14 protein-coding genes are annotated in these 19,843 nt (G+C 41.8%); all 14 read right to left on the bottom strand.

From position 1 onward, the window contains the following. Positions 1–46 precede the first annotated feature (46 nt). Positions 47–1,258: a peptidoglycan glycosyltransferase FtsW gene (locus tag HXT38_RS01355; protein WP_407645751.1), complete on the bottom strand. Its 1,212-nt coding sequence runs from the start codon at positions 1,256–1,258 to the stop codon at positions 47–49. A gap of 526 nt (positions 1,259–1,784) precedes the next feature. After that, positions 1,785–3,386, bottom strand: coding sequence for a UDP-N-acetylmuramoyl-L-alanine--D-glutamate ligase (gene murD, locus HXT38_RS01350; protein ID WP_004118770.1), 1,602 nt, complete (start codon positions 3,384–3,386; stop codon positions 1,785–1,787). Positions 3,387–3,410: 24 nt separating this feature from the next. Next, positions 3,411–4,514 carry a phospho-N-acetylmuramoyl-pentapeptide-transferase gene (gene mraY / locus HXT38_RS01345; protein WP_004107386.1) on the bottom strand — a complete coding sequence of 368 codons (1,104 nt, stop codon included), beginning with the start codon at positions 4,512–4,514 and terminating at the stop codon, positions 3,411–3,413. 78 nt (positions 4,515–4,592) lie between these two features. Further along, the gene (locus tag HXT38_RS01340; RefSeq protein WP_174191599.1) at positions 4,593–6,182 is read right to left on the bottom strand and encodes a UDP-N-acetylmuramoyl-tripeptide--D-alanyl-D-alanine ligase; all 1,590 of its coding nucleotides are present in this window, start codon (positions 6,180–6,182) and stop codon (positions 4,593–4,595) included. A gap of 99 nt (positions 6,183–6,281) precedes the next feature. Next, on the bottom strand, positions 6,282–7,325 hold the full coding sequence (locus HXT38_RS01335; RefSeq protein ID WP_032842547.1) for a hypothetical protein: 1,044 nt from the start codon (positions 7,323–7,325) through the stop codon (positions 6,282–6,284). Between the two features lie 42 nt (positions 7,326–7,367). Then, the gene (locus HXT38_RS01330; protein ID WP_004107378.1) at positions 7,368–9,209 is read right to left on the bottom strand and encodes a peptidoglycan D,D-transpeptidase FtsI family protein; all 1,842 of its coding nucleotides are present in this window, start codon (positions 9,207–9,209) and stop codon (positions 7,368–7,370) included. Further along, positions 9,209–9,796, bottom strand: coding sequence for a hypothetical protein (locus HXT38_RS01325; protein WP_004107375.1), 588 nt, complete (start codon positions 9,794–9,796; stop codon positions 9,209–9,211). The genes HXT38_RS01330 and HXT38_RS01325 overlap by 1 nt, the downstream gene beginning before the upstream one ends. Position 9,797: 1 nt before the next feature. Then, positions 9,798–10,823: a 16S rRNA (cytosine(1402)-N(4))-methyltransferase RsmH gene (gene rsmH, locus HXT38_RS01320; RefSeq protein ID WP_174191650.1), complete on the bottom strand. Its 1,026-nt coding sequence runs from the start codon at positions 10,821–10,823 to the stop codon at positions 9,798–9,800. A gap of 11 nt (positions 10,824–10,834) precedes the next feature. Continuing rightward, positions 10,835–11,647, bottom strand: a complete 813-nt coding sequence (mraZ, locus tag HXT38_RS01315) for a division/cell wall cluster transcriptional repressor MraZ (protein ID WP_415707088.1) — start codon at positions 11,645–11,647, stop codon at positions 10,835–10,837. A gap of 758 nt (positions 11,648–12,405) precedes the next feature. Then, on the bottom strand, positions 12,406–13,743 hold the full coding sequence (glnA, locus tag HXT38_RS01310) for a type I glutamate--ammonia ligase (RefSeq protein WP_004107357.1): 1,338 nt from the start codon (positions 13,741–13,743) through the stop codon (positions 12,406–12,408). 199 nt (positions 13,744–13,942) lie between these two features. Then, positions 13,943–14,647, bottom strand: a complete 705-nt coding sequence (locus tag HXT38_RS01305) for a hypothetical protein (protein ID WP_004107354.1) — start codon at positions 14,645–14,647, stop codon at positions 13,943–13,945. Between the two features lie 81 nt (positions 14,648–14,728). Beyond that, positions 14,729–18,295, bottom strand: coding sequence for a DNA polymerase III subunit alpha (gene dnaE / locus HXT38_RS01300; RefSeq protein ID WP_004107352.1), 3,567 nt, complete (start codon positions 18,293–18,295; stop codon positions 14,729–14,731). Positions 18,296–18,341: 46 nt separating this feature from the next. Further along, entirely contained in the window at positions 18,342–19,280 is a 939-nt protein-coding gene (locus HXT38_RS01295; protein WP_421791912.1) for an RluA family pseudouridine synthase, read from the bottom strand. Further along, positions 19,273–19,767 carry a signal peptidase II gene (locus HXT38_RS01290; RefSeq protein ID WP_004107349.1) on the bottom strand — a complete coding sequence of 165 codons (495 nt, stop codon included), beginning with the start codon at positions 19,765–19,767 and terminating at the stop codon, positions 19,273–19,275. Before HXT38_RS01290 ends, HXT38_RS01295 begins: the two co-directional genes overlap by 8 nt. Between the last annotated feature and the right edge of the window lie 76 nt (positions 19,768–19,843).

Genomic DNA, 19,843 nt, shown 5'->3' with positions numbered 1-19,843 from the left:
TACCCTTGTTATAACTTTCATATTATAAAAAAGTTGTAAATACTTACTACTTCGATATAGTAAGTTGCGGATTGGAACGCATAAGACCATCAGCTACGCCAATTGCAACCAAACACATAACAAGCGAAGATCCACCTGCGGACACAAACGGCATAGGCACTCCCATAACCGGAAGTATTTGCACAACAACAAGAATATTAACTAATCCTTGGCCTACAATCCACGTTGCAATACACATTAATACGATTGAAATAAATTGCGATTTCGCTTTTAATGCTGAAGATAGTATGCACCAACCAATAATTACGTATAGCAAAATTACTGCTGCTGCAACCAAAAAGCCCATCTCTTCGCCAATAATAGCGAAAATAAAATCATTGTGAGCGTAAGGCAAATAATTCCATTTTTCACGAGAGTTTCCGATTCCAACGCCTAATAGTCCACCAGAAGCCATTGCATATTGAGCATGAATTGCTTGGAAGCAAACGCCTTTAGCTGCTTTTGCATCGCATCCGTGCAAAGTAGCAAGAATACGTCGCATACGATTTTGGCTTGTCAAAACAAGCATAGCGACCATAGCAATAGCAATAAAAATACTTCCTATCAGCCAGCGCGTAGGGAATCCACCAAGATAAAAAGCTATAAGTGCAATAAGAATAATAATTAAAGCAGTACCAAGATCCTTACCTGCAATAACAAGCAATAACGATACGCCGAGTCCTGCTGCTACAGGAATATATGCGCGCATTTGCACACGCTCATATGCTTGTTTTGCAGCAATCAAAGCTATTGGAAGCCAAATACATAATGCAAGTTTTGTAATTTCTGCAGGCTGCAAAGTAATAGGGCCGAAAGCAATCCAACCAGCATTACCATTAACTTCACGTCGTAAACCTGGAACAAATGTTAAGAACTGTGCAATAACAGAAATAATGTAAATAACAGCAACGTATCGTCTATAAACTGTAACTGGAAGTCGAGAAGCGAAAATATAGCCAATTAAGCCTAAAACGCAATACATTGTTTGGTTTACGCCTTGACCCCAAGGCGCAATTCCGTAGGTAATCATAGTTACTGAAGAACTAGAAAACACCATGAATAAGCCAAAAATCGACAGTATAACCACTGATACCCGCATGCCGTATAAGCACCACAGTGGGTTAGTTAAACTGCGCAAGCCAACATATTTCTTTAACTCTGAATCTTGAGTTTTGCGCTCTAACGAGTTTTTTGAGTAGTCTTTCTTCGAGGAAAATATTCCAGATACAGTATGCGCTAATTTTGCGTATTTAATTGACTTTGTCGGCTTTGCTGTATTTGCTGGTTTCGCTATCTTTGTTAGCTTTGCAGGTTTCGCAGGATTTACAGTATTTACAGGATTTGCTTGCTCTGCAGGCTTTACAAAATTAGCCCGTTTAGTTTGTTTCGCTTGTTTCGCAACTTTCGACTTCTTTACATCTTTTACAAATTTTACAGATTCATTGAAAGAAGAACCTACAGATCTGCCAACTTTAGTAACAGAATTACTTACGGACTTACTTACAGACTTTCCTACAGACTTTCCTACAGATTTGCCTAATTCCTTACCCGCTTTGCTTGCATACGCTCCTACTTTGCTTACGGACTCGCCTACTTTACTTGCTGAAGTCCTAATAGATTTTTTAAAAGATTCAAATTTTTGTTTTTGGGAAGAATGAGAAGAATCTGAATCTGCTTCAATATGATCTTCCATAATAACTTCTGAGACTTTGCGCGCTAATGAACGCAAAAACTTTTTAGGCTTATTACTGTTGAACACCATGATTATGCACCCATCGTTGAGATTCTTTAGCAAAACGATTGCCGCGATCGGCGTACGAAACAAATTGATCCATAGAGGCACAAGCAGGAGCAAGCAGAACAACATCACCAGGCTTAGCATAACGCCCAGCAGCTTCTACAGTTTGACGCATAACAGCCTCACCGAATGAAGAATCAGGATTTACAAGCGAAGTATTCTCAATATTCTCACAAACTAAGTCATCAACGCAATCATATGATTTAGCGCAAGAACCATCCTGTGAAACAATAGTTACTGGAATGTGAGGAGCTGAACTGTGAAGAGCTTCAACAATTGGACGTTGATCTATTCCAATAACAACAACTGCTTTAATCACATGAAGTTGGTTTGCAATTAAATCTTCAAAATGACCACCTTTAGCTAAACCGCCAGCAATCCAAACAACCGAATTATTAGCAAAACTAGCTAAAGATGCACAAGCAGCATGAGCATTAGTTGCTTTAGAATCATCTACAAATCTAATACAATGCGAAGGATTTTCATCTTCAGACATCAAAGTCGCAACTGTTTGAATGCGATGACCTCCAGGAGCAAATTCGCGTAAAGCACGAACTGAAGAATCTACGTCACCAGTTAAACCTAAAGATAAAGCTAACGCAGTAAGAGCATCAGCTAATAAATGCGGATACACACTGCCATCAGGCTCGCACAGATGTTTTAGCTCACGCAATTCGACAATAGGTTTTAGAGTGCCTTTAGTTCCTCCAGCAACACCGCTGTTATCGACAATCCAACCGTCTTTTACGCCAATTTCACCATCTTTAGGCTCTCCTAACGTAAAACCAATCTTTTTACAACCATCAGCAACTTGTGCACAATCTGCCAATTTGCTTACACGCTCATCTTGAGCATTGTAAACCAAAGCTTTTTGCACATTATTAAATACTTTTGACTTGTCACGAGCGTACGCTTCCATGCCACCATGCCAATCTAAATGATCAGCAGCAATATTAGTAATAGCAGCACAATCAAGAGCTAAAGAATCAGTGAAATGCAATTGGAAAGAGCTTAATTCAACGCATAAAGCATCATGCTCACATTCCAAAGCAGCATGTGACACAGACTTTCCAATATTTCCCACGGCTGGAGCATTTAATCCGCAAGCGGTTAGCATTGCAGAAGTCATTTCTGTAGTAGAAGTCTTACCATTTGTGCCAGTAATGCCAATCCAATAAGCAGGTTTATTCGTGCGATTAGAAGGTACGCGCAAGCGCCACGCTAATTCAACTTCGCTCATTACTGGAATATTGCGCGATGCAGCTTCTTGCAAAAATGGCGTGCGAGGGTTAAATACTGGAGATGTAACAACAGCATCGATTTTAGACCAGTCTATTGCTGAAAAATCATGTATATCGGCATCAGGCTTATTTTCGTCTGCAGTCACAGTCTCAGATCCAACAGCGCGCAAAACCTCAGCTGCGCCACGACCCGAAACTCCAAGACCTGCAACTAATACACGCTTAAAAGCAAATGCTTTATCGCTTGTGCACGACTTACAAGTAGATTCAGACGAAACAGATACTTCATTGCCATCGACAATATTCATATTGAAGCCTTCCAATTTTTGAAATTAAATAAGCAAGCCAGAATGCCCTGCCCAATCGGCGTAGAACATCATAAGTGCAGAAAGCACAAACATAAGCTCAATCATCCAGAATCGCACAACAACTTTAGTTTCCGTCCAGCCGAGCAATTCAAAATGATGATGAATAGGAGCCATTTTGAACACGCGCTTATGCGTAGCTTTAAAGAATCCAACTTGAATAACGTCACTTGCAGCTTCCATTACAAATAATCCACCCAAAATCACAGCCAAAAACTCTGTGTGAGTTGCAATAGAAAGAGCTGCAAATAATCCGCCTAAAGCCAACGAACCAGTATCTCCCATAAATACTTGAGCAGGATTCGAATTAAACCACAAGAATCCAAAGCAAGCAACAGCAGCGCAAACAGCAATAATAGTTAAATCGAGAGGGTCAGAAACAGCGTAAGAGAATCCAAAATGACCGCCTCCACGCACATGGTAGCTTTCCCAAAAAGCAATCAAAGCGTAACCAGCAAAAGCAATCATAGAAGATCCAGAAGCTAAACCATCAAGTCCGTCAGTCAAGTTTACAGCGTTAGACCAAGCAGCAATAAGGAAATTAACCCAAACAATAAATACTACGATTCCTACACCTTTACCGAGTATAGAAAAATCAAAAAATGGTTTTTCAATAAAACTCATTCCAGGTTGAGCGCTAGCAATACCAGATTGAGTTGGCAATAGCAATGACAAAAGCGCGTAAATACTTGCAAAAATAATTTGACCAGTAAACTTCGCATGTACAGAAAGACCAAGATTCTGCTTTTTACGAACCTTAGCAAAATCATCAATAAAGCCAAGCAAACCCATTGAAAGCATTGCAAACAGCACCAAAACAGCAGACCATGAAGGCGAGCGACCAACAGAAACATATCTATAAAGAGCAGAAGCAGCCCAACCTGCTACTACAGCAAAATTAATAACAACACCGCCCATAGTTGGCGTGCCGCGCTTTACTAAATGAGATTGTGGTCCATCTTGGCGAATGTACTGACCGTAGTGCAAACGATGCACTAAACGAATAAGCAAAGGTGTGCCAACAATCGTAACTACGAGCGACACCACAATTCCTACAATAAGCGCAATCACCGCTTAACCTCCGTTTACTGTTCTGTTTGCTATAATACTTAATTTATTAATTTCACACTTATATTGAGCATCGAGCAGTTAAATATTTGCCCAATGTTCAGCAAGCACGCTCAAGCCTGAAGCATGAGAGCCTTTCAATAACACAACACTACTCGGATGCTCGGCCACAATTTTCCAAACAATATCATCAGCCTCATCCGCACTGTGTACAAAATAGACTGCCTCATGAGAAGAAGGTAGTTTATTATTCCAAGAAGAACGCGCACCTTGAGCAATACAGTGAGCTAATTTATCTAAGTCAGAGTCCGTTTTCGAACCAACAGCAACAACCGCATCGACACTCGAATTTGCCACATATTCTCCAATATTTGTGTGCAATTCATCTTCGTTGCTGCCAAGCTCCAACATAGAACCAAGAACCGCTATACGGAAAGGTTTCGAAGATGCACTACAAGAATCATTTTCATAAGCGCACAAACCATCAATTCCTGCTTTCATAGAATCAGGATTTGCATTAAAGGAATCATCAATAAGTGTAAATTTCTCGTCATTCTTAGAAACTGTACTCAATTGCATGCGATGCGGGCTAATATGCGAAACTTTAGACAGCACAGAAGCAATATCATCTAAAGTCATTCCCAAATATCTGGCAACATTTGCTGCTGCAAGCGCATTCATAACATTATGCTCGCCTTGTATAGCAAGATGCACTTCAATATGATTCACTAAATCAGAAGAATTAATGCGTTCAGTGATAGTAAAAACTGCTTTACCAAAAGAATCTAACTTTATATTGCTAGCTGAAAGTTGGTAGTCATCTTTACTAGCTGATTCCAACAATCCGTTTTTAGCATTTCTACCAAACCAGCGCACATGCTTATTCTCTACAAGACAAGACATTGCAGAAACTCGCTTATCGTCGGAATTTAATACTGCTATGCCATGTGGCAAAAGCCCACGCACAATCTCACTTTTTGCTTGCGCAATTCGCTCAACTGAGCCAAATTCACCTAAATGAGCAACACCAACTTTAAGCACTATTGCGAGATCCGGAGGAGCAATATGAGTTAAATTGGCAATTTCGCCAACATGGTTAGCACCCATTTCTGCTATTAAAAATCGAGTATTACTGCCAACTTGCAAAGCAGTAAGAGGCAAACCAATATTATTATTAAAAGATCCAACAGGAGCAACTGTTTCGCCTAGCGTGCTCAACAAAGCCTTCAACATATCTTTCGTTGTTGTTTTGCCAACGGAACCAGTGATACCAATAATAGTGAAAGGTTTGTTAAGATTGCGGCGAAGTTCCAAATTATGTTTAGCTAGCAAACCCAGCGCTTCTACAGAATTATTAACAACTATTTGATTGAGATTAGTGCCTTCGACAACATGTTCAACAATAGCTACAACAGCTCCAGATTTTTCAGCATTCTTTACATAATCATGACCGTCAACATGTTCACCAACTATAGCTACGAACACAGAACCTTTACGGATTTGACGAGAATCACTAAAAACGGAATTTGCAACTAAATCTGTGTCACAACTATTAAACTCGTGCATTTCCCCATGAACAGCGTTAGCAATTTCGCTTATATTCATAGGCATCATATCAGCATAATCTAAACTCTTAGCATTGCTAGCACACGAAGTTTCAACACAACTCATAACATCCTCCAAATTAGCCACATAATTAAAAGCTCTTAAACAAAACTCACGCAATTAATTTATTTGAAAACTCGAATGAAATCAGCGCTTCAGCACAATTCAGTGCAATTCATGCGAAACTCGCAGCGCACTTTTAATAGTCCCACGACGAACACCAGCAGCTAACACCATTGCAATAGATAATGAAAGATGCCGCTGTACATCATTGCCACCAATTTGATCTGCTAATTCAGCTAATTCGTCAGACTCAGCCGATCTAGTAACGCAATAAGCGTGCTCTCTTCCAGAAAAACCATAACGTTGACGCAACGCATAAAAACTCATGCCGGTTGCATATGCCGGGTAAAGCGGTGAAGAAGATATCTTTGCGCTAATTTTCACATTTGAGGCTGCATCTTTAAATTCAGAATTAGGTTCAGATTCAGAATTAGTATCAGAGCTATCTTTAGACTCAGTATCAGATTGAGAATCAGATCCTGCGCCAGAATTGCTTTCATTCTGAATTTGCTCAACGCCAAGAACATCAATACTAACGGATTGCAACGCATTCTTAGCTAAAGTTGCAGAATTAAGTGCAATAACAACAGCTGCGGCACCATCTTCTGCACACACGGATAAAGCATGCTGTACATCGGCAATATTTAAAGGATATTGCAAAGACAATTCACGCTGTAATGAAGTAGATCCAGCATCACTAATAACACCAACAGGATTGCCTAACATATGCAAAAAATCAGCTAATCGCAAAACGTTAGCATGGATCTCATCATCATCGTCACCAGCAATCGCAAATATTGCGACGCATGAAGAAGGATCTGCATTAATATCGCAAGCAAGCTTGCCCAAAGCAACTGGATTAGCAGAAGAAACAAGCAAAGGTAGACCTAAATCTGCAGCCTCACCACGAAATTCTGGTGAAACTAATGCAGCATATGCCCCAGCATCACGTGCAGCCTCAAGCTGACGACGATCAATATGACCAATTGGCACAAATAATCCACCAGGACGTACATGACGCACATCATGAGCAATAGAAGTAATAGTTACCTCTGAAGCAAACGCAGGAACAACTTCAAAACCATAATTTTTTGCAGCAAAACCTAGCGTCACCCTAATTCTAGAGTATTCATCAACCGCACTCATTGCACACCCTACTTTATAGACAACAACATTGTAATGCGTACACTACCAATTCACAGGAACAGGATTTGTGCGTGGAGAAGAAGCTGGAATATCATACTTTTGCATTAAGAATTCTCCAATAGTTTTGAACAGTGGACCTGCAGTCATACCACCATAAATACCTTGTGGATCACGCAAAACAACTGTTATGACGAAGCGAGGATTATCTGCTGGTATAGCACCCGACCAGTCGCTGATTGTAGAGCTAAGTTTACCATCAGCGCCAGCAACTTCAGCTGTACCACTCTTTGCAGCAACACGATAACCATCGACACCGGCAAATCTGTGATAATGCTCACCAGAATTTTCCAAAGCATTCATCATTTGTGCAGCAACATTTTCATCCAAAACGCGCGTTCCTGCAGGGCGAGAAGACTTTGTAACCCTACCATTAGGATCTATAACGGATTTAACTATTGACTGACGCAATCTCACGCCTTTATTTGCAATAGTTGCAATCGCATTAGTAAGCTGCAAAGCATTCACTGCATAACCCTGACCAAACAGAACGGTATCTTTTTTACGACCATCCCAAGCTTGAACGCTAGGAAGCAAGCCGCGAGATTCTCCTTGTAAATTCAATCCCGAGTACTGACCAAGACCAAATTTATAAAGATACTCATAGCGTTTATCTATCGGATATTTTTCACCAGCCATAACCATACCGACGTTAGAAGATTCTGAAAGAATACCAGCTAATGTCCAACGCTCAACACCGTGGCTAACAGCATCATGGAATGCTTGACCGTTCTTATTGAGAGTATTAGGAACAGCAAATTTATCAGTAAGCTTATGCGCACCAGTTTGTAACATTCCAGACATTGAGAAAGCTTTACCAATAGAACCAGGCTCAAAGGTTTGGCTTACAGCTCTAGAAACATTCACCTTAGCTTGCGTTGTTCCAGCTTTAATCTCATCAGTATCTTCCAAAGCAAGTATTTCGCCAGTACGAACATCTTGCACTACTGCAATACCCCAAGTTGCATGATATTTTTTCTTGCCATCAAGCAAAACTTTTTTAACATACCAATCGACATCGCTATCGATTGTGAGCTTAACATCGCTTCCGTTGATTGCAGGCTTAGATTCAGTTACAGTACCAGGAATTTTCTCATTTCCTGCATTATTACCTTGATAACGCTGATATCCGTCTACGCCGTTCAAAGTTGCATCTTTAGTAAATTCAAGACCTGTAACACCAACCTCGCCTTTACGATCTTTAATATCTTTACGATTAACTTCATCGGCATTAGCAACAGCACCAATCACAGATCCAAGAATAGGACCGCTTGAATATACTCGTTCACTACTGTTCTCTGCATAAATACACCCAGAAAGATTCAAATCGTCAATGGCACGTTTCATTGCAGGAGTCACGTTACGTTTCAATAAAACGTAACGACCAACGCCAGCCAGCTTTCCACCAAGTTCTACAGAACTCATGTGCAAAATCGGAGCAAGCAAACGGGCGACCGCCACAGCGCCCGTGCCTTCTACAGGCTTGCCATTAAGCATATGACAGTTATGCTCGGTTTGTTTTGTGCAAGGAGTCGGCACAAAAGCCTGAGCATTAAGTGGATCTCCAATAATATTAAATCGCTCAACACTTTGAGCCAACACAGCACCATTAGCATCAAGTATGCGACCACGACGTGCAAGAATTGGTCGCACACGACTACGCTCAGCCTGAGCTGCTTGCGCTGTTGAACGAGCATTAATAATCTGTATAAAACTTAGCTTTACTATTGCACTAACACCAATTAACGCAAAAACAATTGCAATTACGGTGCACTTACGCGCAAATATCTGCTGAGAAGCGAAACGTTGTTTGATTAAGTGGCGCATCAATGTTTCTCCTGTTTTGCTTTCTGTTGATATTGACGATTTTGTTGTTCTTGTTTTTGAGTTTTATTTGAGTTATTAGTTTGTTTTTCGTGCTTAGTTTTCTCAGAATGACCATGTTTTCGTTTTGCTGCATAATCACTCAAGTCAATAGAAATAGAACCTTGTTGCGGAACCATTCCCATTCGTTGCGCTCTTGCAGGAAGTTCAGATTCCAAAGTATCTAATTTCGCTTGACGAGCTTCCACATCCTGATGCAAACGAGAAATACGCATCTGTACTGCAGTTTGGTCGAAGGAAATCTCTGCCATTTGCGTACGCAAAAGAAGCGAAGTCAACAACGTAACAACCATAAAAATCACAATAATCATGCAATTTACAAGAGGTACTTTGCGCGTATTGCTCCATGTCATAACCTTGCGGAATCGTTCAAGCACAGCAGAAGATTTACGTTGAGATGGGTTAAACGCCGAAGGAGCAGAATTATGTACGTATTCTTTACGAGTCGAATTATCTTTAGTACGACCAGCTGGAGCTGAAGCAGAAGACGCAGAAGAGCGCAAAACACGATTTTGCATGTTCAATACCATGTCAGCGACCTCCTTTTATAGCTTTACGACCAGCCGCCTCATCTTCAAGCCTTGGAATCCAACGCTCAGGAATAGGTCGGCATAATTCGACAGCGCGTAAACGAACTGAAGAAGATCTAGTGTTATGAACAATTTCTTCTTTAGAAGCCTTCATAGCTCCGCGAGTAAGAGCTTTAAAGAACGGCTGAGCATCGTCAGGAATAACAGGCATGTTTGCAGGAACATCGACGGTTAATCCTTGATTCATAAAACGTTTTACAGCTGTATCTTCCAATGAATGATAAGATTCAACAACTAAGCGACCATACTCACGAAGATGCAAAGCAATTTTAGGAAGAGTACGGTTCAATTTATCTAATTCACCGTTCACTTCAATACGCAAAGCTTGGAACACTCGTTTTGCTGGATTTCCAGTAGCGCGATGAGCTTTCGGAATTACAGAGTCAACTAAGCTAACCAACTGACCCGAAGTAGCAATAGGCTCCGTAGCGCGAACTTCAACAATACGACGAGCAATAAGAGACGCAAAACGTTCTTCACCATACTCGCGGAAAATTCTAGTTAATCCTCGAGAATCATAAGTAGCTAAAATCGTTGCGGCAGTAGTTGCTTGCGTTGTATCCATACGCATGTCAAGTGCCGTATCGTGAGAATAAGAAAAACCGCGATCAGTTTCGTCAATTTGCAAACTTGAAAGACCCAAATCCATAAAAGCAGCATCAATACCGTCAATGCGGTTTTCTCGTAGTACTTCATCAATCTCATCGAATGCCGCATGTGCAGGAATAAAACGATTCTCAAGGCCTTCACTACGCATTCTTTGCGTTGCTAACGAAAGTGCTTCAGCATCACGATCAATACCAATAAGTGTTGCAAAAGGCGCAGCTTTAAGAAAAGCAGTTGCATGACCAGCAAGACCTAAAGTGCAATCTACTACTATTGCGCCTTTATGTTGCAAAGAAGGAGTAACTAAATCAACACAATCTTGCAATAATACCGGTGCGTGAATAGCTGTAATGTCTTTCATAACATCAGTCATCACATCACCGCCGGAAGTACATCGTCAGCAATATCCGCATAACCTTGCTCACGATCGGCAAGATACTCTTCCCAAGCAGATTTATTCCAAATCTCTGCACGCGTACCAACACCAATAACAACAATTTGATCGCCCAAATTGGCGTAATCTCTTAACATTGGCGGCACAACAATGCGTCCCTGCTTATCTGGCTCTTCATCAACAGCGCCAGAAAGGAACACGCGAAGATAATCGCGAGCTGACTTGTTGCTCATAGATGTGCGCTGAATTTGCGTTGTCATACGCTGGAACTCAACCATAGGCAGCACGTAAACACAATGCTCTTGACCGCGAGCCATAACAAAACCAGTTCCGAGCTGAGAACGGAATTTTGCAGGAAGAGCAACACGACCTTTATCGTCAATTTTTGGAGTATAAGTGCCTAACAAAATAGGTGTTGCTGGATGAGTTGACACAGCTTCTTGATATTGAGAAGTATAAAAAGGTGCAACTGGCATAGCTGCAGCTTGTGCAGACGAATCAGCAGCGCCGGACGGAGTGGAGGTGAAAACCGGTGCTGGCATATATTGCTGCATTGCTGGCATAACAGTTGGAGGCATACCATAATAACCCTGAATTGACTGCTTAGATTGTATAGGTTGAACAGGCTGAACGTATTGTTGCTGAGGCACTTGTGAATCTTGCATTTGCAGTGGCATCTGCGATTGCTGAGAAACATTTGGATCAGCAGCTGATTGAGCCTGATTTATGGAATGCGCAGAGGAAGAATTGGCGTTATTGCGCGGTTGCTTATTAGCAGCACGACGTGCCATACTCCACCTCCTTAACTCAACATGTACTATGCCATTTACACGTTGCTCACCATTTTACCCCATTCCTCCCCAAAAATCCCCACTTTTTTACAAAATTTTTGATTTTTTTGAAGCAAATCACCAATAAAAACAAAAGACACGCATGCAGCGCTCAAGCAGGTCGTTACGAACGCAGTCGACCATCTGCACCAGTAACAAAAAACGACCAAAACTTTACAGCGGTGTAAAGAAACGGTCGCCTACGCGCGAAAAAACGGCAGAAACTGTACAGCGGTGTAAAGAAAAAGCCGTTTGCGCGCCAGAAAACGACAGAAACTGTACAGCGGTGTAAAGAAACGGTCGGCTACGAGCGAAAATCCGACAGAAACTTTACAATCGCGCTGCTAGCGAATCGATACACGCGTTAAATATTTTTGCAGTCAATAGAAAATGTCGAAAACATCTTGCGATTATGTATTTTCGACAGTTTTGGCTTGCGTTTTGTTTATTTCACCAAACGATTTGGTATTTTCGACATTTTAGTAAGCTGCAAAAATCGTAAAAACGCTTGGAACGCAGCGCTCAAGCAGGTCGTCAGCGCACACCAAACACAACCTAGTTTCCAAAACACAGCCACGCGAACCTGCCCTGCCTTCGTCTTTACTGACGAAGGCAGACCTCGCTTGCGTTGAAAGCACACCGTGCTTTCAACTCTGAGCAAGCTCACGCTCCGAGTTGCTTTCGCGCGCTAAATCGCAGCGCTCAAGCAGGTCGTCACGCTACAAACGCGGCAAATACTTCTCAAGTTCAAAAGGCGTAACCTGGCGACGGTACTCTTCCCACTCTTGATGCTTATTGCGCAAGAAGTACTCAAAAGCGTGTTCACCTAATACGCTTGCAACGAAGTCCGAGCGCTCCATAATCTTTAGTGCTTCATCCAAGGATTCTGGCAATGGCTGAATACCCATTGCTTGACGCTCAGCATCAGTAAGCTCCCACACATCGTCGCTAGTTGGATCGCACAAAGTCATTTGCTTTTCAATACCATCCAAACCAGCAGCAAGAAGCACAGAGTAAGCAAGATACGGATTCGCTACAGGATCTAGCGCGCGGAATTCCATTCGGCAAGAATTACCTTTACCAGGCTTGTATTGCGGAACACGCAGAAGTGCAGAACGGTTGCTATGACCCCAGCAAACATAGCTAGGAGCTTCCGCACCACCCCACAAACGCTTGTAAGAGTTCACATACTGATCAGTTACAGCGCAAATTTCTGAAGCATGATGCAAAATACCAGCCGCAAATTGACGCGCAATAAGAGACATATTAAATTCTTGACCAGCCTCATAAAAAGCGTTCGTATCACCTTCGAACAAACTCAAATGCGTATGCATACCAGAACCAGGCTGATCAGTTAAAGGTTTTGGCATAAAGCTTGCGTACATTCCGCGCTCAAGAGAAATTTCCTTAACTACAGTGCGGAAAGTCATAATATTATCCGCGGTAGTAAGAGCATCTGCATAACGCAAGTCAATTTCGTTTTGACCAGGACCACCCTCGTGATGCGAGTATTCTACAGAAATACCCATTTGCTCAAGCATACTGACTGCGCTACGACGGAAATCCATAGCCGAACTTCTAGGAACGTGGTCAAAATATCCACCTTCATCAATCGGCACAGGAGCTTTGGACCAATCATCTTGAGCTTCAAACAAGTAAAACTCAATTTCCGGATGCACGTAAAAAGTAAATCCTTTTTCTTTCGCTTTTGCGAGCGCAGTCTTTAAAACGTGACGAGGGTCTCCCAGCGAAGGCTCTCCGTCTGGAGTTAACACATCGCAGAACATGCGCGCTGTGCCTTCCGGACCTCCATGCCATGGAAGAATTTGGAACGTTGACGGATCCGGCTTTACAATCATATCGTCTTCTAGGACGCGAGTCATGCCTTCTATTGCTGAGCCGTCGAACCCTATTCCCTCTTCAAAAGCTGCTTCTAATTCAGCAGGGGCAATAGCAACGGATTTAAGCGTGCCTAAGACGTCCGTAAACCAGAGTCGAATAAAACGCACGTCTCGCTCTTCAACAGTACGTAGAGCAAACTCTTGTTGTCGATCCATAATAAGCCCCTTGGGTATCATCCGGTTGTATGCATAGTCACGCACATATGCATATTCACATGCAATTGTAGTGTATTATTTCGTATTGCGCTTCATATGTTGAGCTTATATGCAATGAATTTACGTAATTGTAATGAAATTTCTACTTTCTAACGCAACTTCTTCAATTTAATATGACAATTAATTGCTCAAATTATTTTTACTTTCTTTTGCCATATTTTTGAAATAGCTCGTACGCATTTGCATCGCTTAAATCGTCACTATTGAACATTTCTATATTTTGTTTTGAAAGAGTTTGAACTGTTTCCATGCCAATAGCTAAATCTTCTACTGCACGCGACCACACAGCTAACGCCATAGGCGCAACTATTTCTTGCGGTTCGCAATTATATTCGTAAACTTTTGCAGTTAATTTATCAGCTCTATTTGTAATGAGCATAACATCCATTCCACGGAAGAAATCAACAAATTTTTGCACTGCTTCTTCCGGCTCATTGCCGTCCAAATTTTTTAATACCGCAACAGCACCTTGCTCTTCATCGAAGCATCGTGCTGAAACACTAGCCATTTTGCAAAAAGCAGCCAACAACTGCGCAGGCTGCACATACGTAATCATTAACGCAACTTTTGCCTTATTTCCAAGCAGGCCTTGCAAATCTTCTTCAAAATTAGCTTCTTCAATATTGCGCATAGCTTGATCAAGAAAATCATTTTCTTGATTATCGTCGCTTTTTTGGTTATTTTCTAAATTTTCGCTATTTAAATTTTCTTGCGACTCTTCTTTAAATTCACGTTCAAATCCCGCGAGCGCATTATCTAATTCCGCATCAGTAAAAGAAGTGCGCACAGAATCGTCATTATTGCGTTCGTCGTCATTGTTGCGTTCGTCACCATTGTTTAACATATTCGTTATTTCCTCCCCTTTCAATGAACTTCTTAAAACATACCTAGTTTTATATTTTATCAAATTAGTAGTGCATATTTTCTACGCACTAGGCAAACAACTAGATCCAAAAACAATTTTCATTTCAGCAAACAAAGAAGTATCTCGCTTTACACGGAAACGATCCCCAAACGTAAGAACTTGCGCCTTGCCAGTATCATCGACAAGAGCCAAGCGCACTTCACAGCAGCCTGGGTGTCGGCTCAAAATGTCACTTAATTGCGCAACATGACCTTTATCTAGAACTTTACGCGGAATAACAACTGTTAAAGGTCTTTCATCCACTGATTCAAGAGTTGGTATTTCAAACTCTGTAGCACGCATTGAAACAGTTTCATCACGCACTTCAACTTGTCCACGAATACGCACAACTTGATCAATTGCAAGTTCTTGCGCTGAAGCTTCGTACACTTTGCCAAAGAACATGCATTGTATTGAACTTTCCATGTCTTCAACTGTGACAATCGCCCAAGCGTTACCTTTTCGAGACACTCGCCTATCTACGCTTGTAACTAGGCCTGCAATAGTTACTTGCTGACCGTCACTCATAGTTCTCGCTCTGTCGATCAGTTGAGCGATTGACATCTCACGTAAATCTGCCAAAACTGCAGACAATCCGCTTAGTGGATGATCAGAAACGTACAATCCAAGCATTTCTCGCTCAAAATTAAGCTTTGTCTTTTTATCCCACTCTTCAACATCCGGTACAGTAATTTGCATATCTCCCATACCGTTGTCGTCATCCGAGTCAGAAGACGAATCAAGATCAGCAAATAAATCAAACTGACCCTCTGCCTGCTTACGCTTAAGCGCAATCACAGAATCAATTGCAGGATCACAAATTTGAAACAGCGCACGACGATTTGAATCAATAGAATCAAAAGCTCCAGCTTTAATAAGTGATTCTACTAAACGCCGATTAAGTGCACTAATAGGAACACGTTGTACGAAATCCATAAAGTTTACGAAACGTCCGCGCTCACCTTCGCGCTCAGTAATAATATCGTTTACTGCTTTGTCTCCAACGTTACGAATAGCACCCAAACCAAAGCGCACAACATCTCCAACCGCGGAATACTCAAGAACAGACTCGTTTACATCAGGTTGCAAAACTTGAATACCCATGCGCCTTGCCTCGCCCAAGTACAGTGCAGTTTTGTCTTTATTCGTACGTTCGTTTTGAAGCAAAGCTGCCATAAATTCCACAGGATAATGCGTTTTTAGGTATGCAGTCCAGTAAGAAATCAAGCCATAAGCTGCAGAGTGAGCTTTATTAAACGCGTAACCAGAGAACGGAACCAAAACATCCCACACAGCTTGTGCAGCTTCTTCAGAATATCCGTGAGCTTTCATACCTTCAAAGAACGGCACTTGCTCTTTTGCCAGCACTTCCGGCTTTTTCTTGCCCATTGCTCGACGTAACACATCTGCTTTACCAAGACTGTAGCCTGCTAAAATACGCGCTGCAGACTGCACCTGCTCCTGGTAAACAATCAAACCGTAAGTTTCGTCCAAAACTTCCTTTAACGGCTCAGCAACTTCTGGATGAATAGGGATAATATCTTGCAAACCATTCTTGCGCTTAGCGTAATTCGTATGCGAATCCATATCCATAGGACCAGGCCTGTAAAGTGCAATCAAAGCCGAAATATCGTTGAAATTATCCGGTTTCAAAGTACGTAGAAGCGCACGCATACCGTCGGAATCAAGCTGAAAAACGCCTAAAGTGTCACCCCTAGAAAGCAGTTGATAAGTAGCTTTATCGTCTAACGGAATCTTAGTATAATCAATCGGATCCTTCCCATTATTTTCAATATTTCGCAAAGTATCGCGAATAACCGTTAAGTTAGAAAGCCCCAAAAAGTCCATTTTTACAAGACCGAGCGTTTCACAAGTGTGATACTCAAAAGTTGTAGTAATAGTACCGTCAGTACGCTCTAAAAGCGGTGAAGTGTTTGTAATTGGCTCCGAACCCATGATTGTTGCACAAGCGTGCACACCTGTTTGACGAATCAAACCTTCAATGCCCTTAGCTTCTTCCGTAATGCGATGAGTATCTGGATCCGTGTCGTACATTTCGCGAAACTCGCGCGCTTCAGCATATCGCTTTGATTTTTCGTCGAAAATATCGTGCAAGCTCATATCTTTGCCGTTTTTAGCAGGAGGAAGAACTTTCGTAATTTTTTCGCCCACTGAAAACTCGTAGCCCATAATACGCGCAGAATCTTTAAGAGCTTGCTTCGTTTTAATAGTTCCGTAAATAACGCACTGAGCAACTTTATCTCTACCGTATTTTTCGCCCACGTATTCAAGAACTTTAGCTCGACCATCCGGGTCAAAATCAACGTCAATATCAGGCAAGGATACTCGCTCTGGGTTTAAGAAGCGTTCGAAAATCAGACCATGCTTCATAGGATCAAGCTCTGTGATGCCCATTGCGTACGCAACCATAGCACCTGCAGCAGAACCACGACCAGGACCTACCATTACACCATGCGCTTTAGCCCAATTAATATAATCTGCAACAACTAAAAAGTATCCACAGAATTGCATTTGGCAAATCACACCGCACTCGTAATCGGCCTGCTTTAAAACTTCCATTGGGATGTTGTTATTGTAACGACGCTCCAAACCTTCCTCAACTTTTTTAAGGAATAGCGAAGTCTCATCCCAACCTTCCGGACAGTCAAATTGCGGCATAAAAGCGCCATCTTCACCGTCGTCGAACATAACATTGCATCGACGAGCAATCTCAAGCGTGTTATCGCAAGCTTCTGGAAATTCTTTAAAAAGCTCACGCATTTGCTCAGCGGACTTCAAATAGTATCCTGAACCGTCAAACTTAAAACGGTCAGGATCGTCAAGCCTAGAACCAGAATTAATGCATAACATAGCATCTTGCGCTTCACGATCTTCTTCATGAACGTAATGCAAATCGTTCGTTGCAAGAAGAGGTGCATTAAGTTTTTTTGCAATTTCAAGCAAGTCTTTAGTTACGCGCGTTTCAATAGAAAGCCCGTGATTCATAAGCTCAATAAAGAAATTGTCACGCCCGAAAATATCTTGAAACTCGCCAGCTGCTCGTAAAGCCTCTTTGAACTGACCTAAACGAAGACGCGTTTGAATAATTCCAGAAGGGCATCCTGAAGACGCAATTACACCTTTTGAGTAAGTTGAAAGCACGTCTTTATCCATACGCGGGTAGCGCATTACACGGCCTTCAAGATTTGCAACAGACGAAGCTTTAAGAAGATTTGTTAAGCCGGTATCGTTTTCCGCCCACAAAGTCATATGCGTAATTAAACCACCGCCAGAAACGTCATCTGCACGCTGATCTTCCGTGCCCCAATGCACGCGACTTTTGTCTTGTCTTGCTGTTTCCGGAGTAACATACGCTTCTATGCCAATAATTGGCTTAATTCCAGCTTTTACAGCCGTACTCCACATTTCGTACGCGCCGTGCATGTTGCCATGATCCGTAATTGCAACAGCCGGCATGCCTAATTCTTTAGCGCGCGCTACTAAATCAGGTATTTTTGACGCACCATCTAGAAGTGAATAATGCGTGTGATTGTGTAAATGCACAAAATTGGTTTCCGGCTGAGTCATAAAAGATATTCTATAAGCGAAAGTTGACTGAAAAAACGCAAAAACGTTACTTTAATAATGCTCGCATAGCTTCTAACGCGTGTTGCAAATCAAGAGGATAATGCGACTTAACAGTCACTGATTTACCCGTGCGCGGATGCGTAAAAGTAAGTTCCATAGAATGCAACCATTGACGTTGCAACCCAAGTTTTTGAGCCAAAACTGGGTTCGCTCCATACATTGAATCCCCAACCAAAGGATGACCTATAGACGAAAAATGAACGCGTATTTGATGCGTACGACCAGTTTCCAAATTAACACTTGCTAACGTTGCTTGACCAAAACGCTCAAGCACATCCCAGTGCGTAACAGCAGGCTTGCCGTCCGAAGTAATAGTAAAACGAAAATCAGATACTTTTGCGCGACCTATAGGAGCATCAATAGTTGCCTTATCTTGCGCTAAATCTCCTTGAACAAGCGCATGATATGTTTTTTTAACGATATGCTTTGCAAACTGATTTTTCATTACTTCATAGGCAAAATCTGTTTTGCAAATTATCATTAATCCGCTTGTTCCAACGTCTAATCTGCTTACGATTCCTTTGCGCGATTCGTCGCACAGCGTTGTTTTTATATCTATTCCAGCAGCTTCTAGGCATTCTGGAACTGTCGGTCCGCTCCATCCTTTTGCTGCGTGAGACGCCACTCCAACAGGCTTATCTATTACAACAACATCGTCGTCGTCGTAAATGATTGGAATATTACATACAGAAGATTTATTATTTCGCTCTTCTTTTCGTTCTGCACTTCCTTTTTGATCGACAACAATCGTATCTCCATCTTGTAAAATGGAGGATTTCTGTGATTTTCTACCTAAGATTTTCGCTTGGTTACGCTCAATAAGAGATATCGCATTTGCACGCGAAACTCCCATTAGTTTTGATAAACAAACGTCAAATCTGCAGCCGGAAAATTGGCTTGTAACTTTAAAGCAAATATCACTCATCGGCATGCTCTAAAAGAGGAATCCCAATCAAAATAAGGCATACAACTGCGATTCCTGCAAACATAAGCTCAATATCCGCAACGTTCCCAACAGACCAACCGTAGTTTATAAAATCTACGACTTTGCCATTCAAAAAACCTTGAGCATACTGCGCTCTATCAATGAGGTTTCCAAAAGCTCCAGCAAACGCTAGAGCAAACGCAATAGTCCAATACAAAGATTTTGTGTGCTTAATAGCCGCTATCATGGCACCACAAGCAGCACAAGCTAATACGCTAATAACCCATGTAAAAGAAGAACCTAAGCCAAATGATGCTCCAGGATTTCGTACAAGAGTTAAAGAAAGCAAGTGCGGCACAAGCTCAATGTTTTTCCCGTCACTAAGCGTCGACAAAGCCCAGAGTTTTGTTATGCGATCTAGCACAACACCAATAAAAACAATCAGTGCAAAAACGGCTACGCGAGTACGTAGCCGTTTCACACGCACATCTCTATGCGTCAATATTTATCCGATCTTTAGTAATTCAAATAGTATCGGTGCAGTGCGCAACATTTTAAAATAT

This window comes from Gardnerella sp. DNF01157 (assembly GCF_049244225.1).
GTDB lineage: Bacteria > Actinomycetota > Actinomycetes > Actinomycetales > Bifidobacteriaceae > Bifidobacterium > Bifidobacterium leopoldii.
Note: the sequence above shows the minus strand (reverse complement) of the source record. Positions and strands in the feature narration are given on the sequence as shown.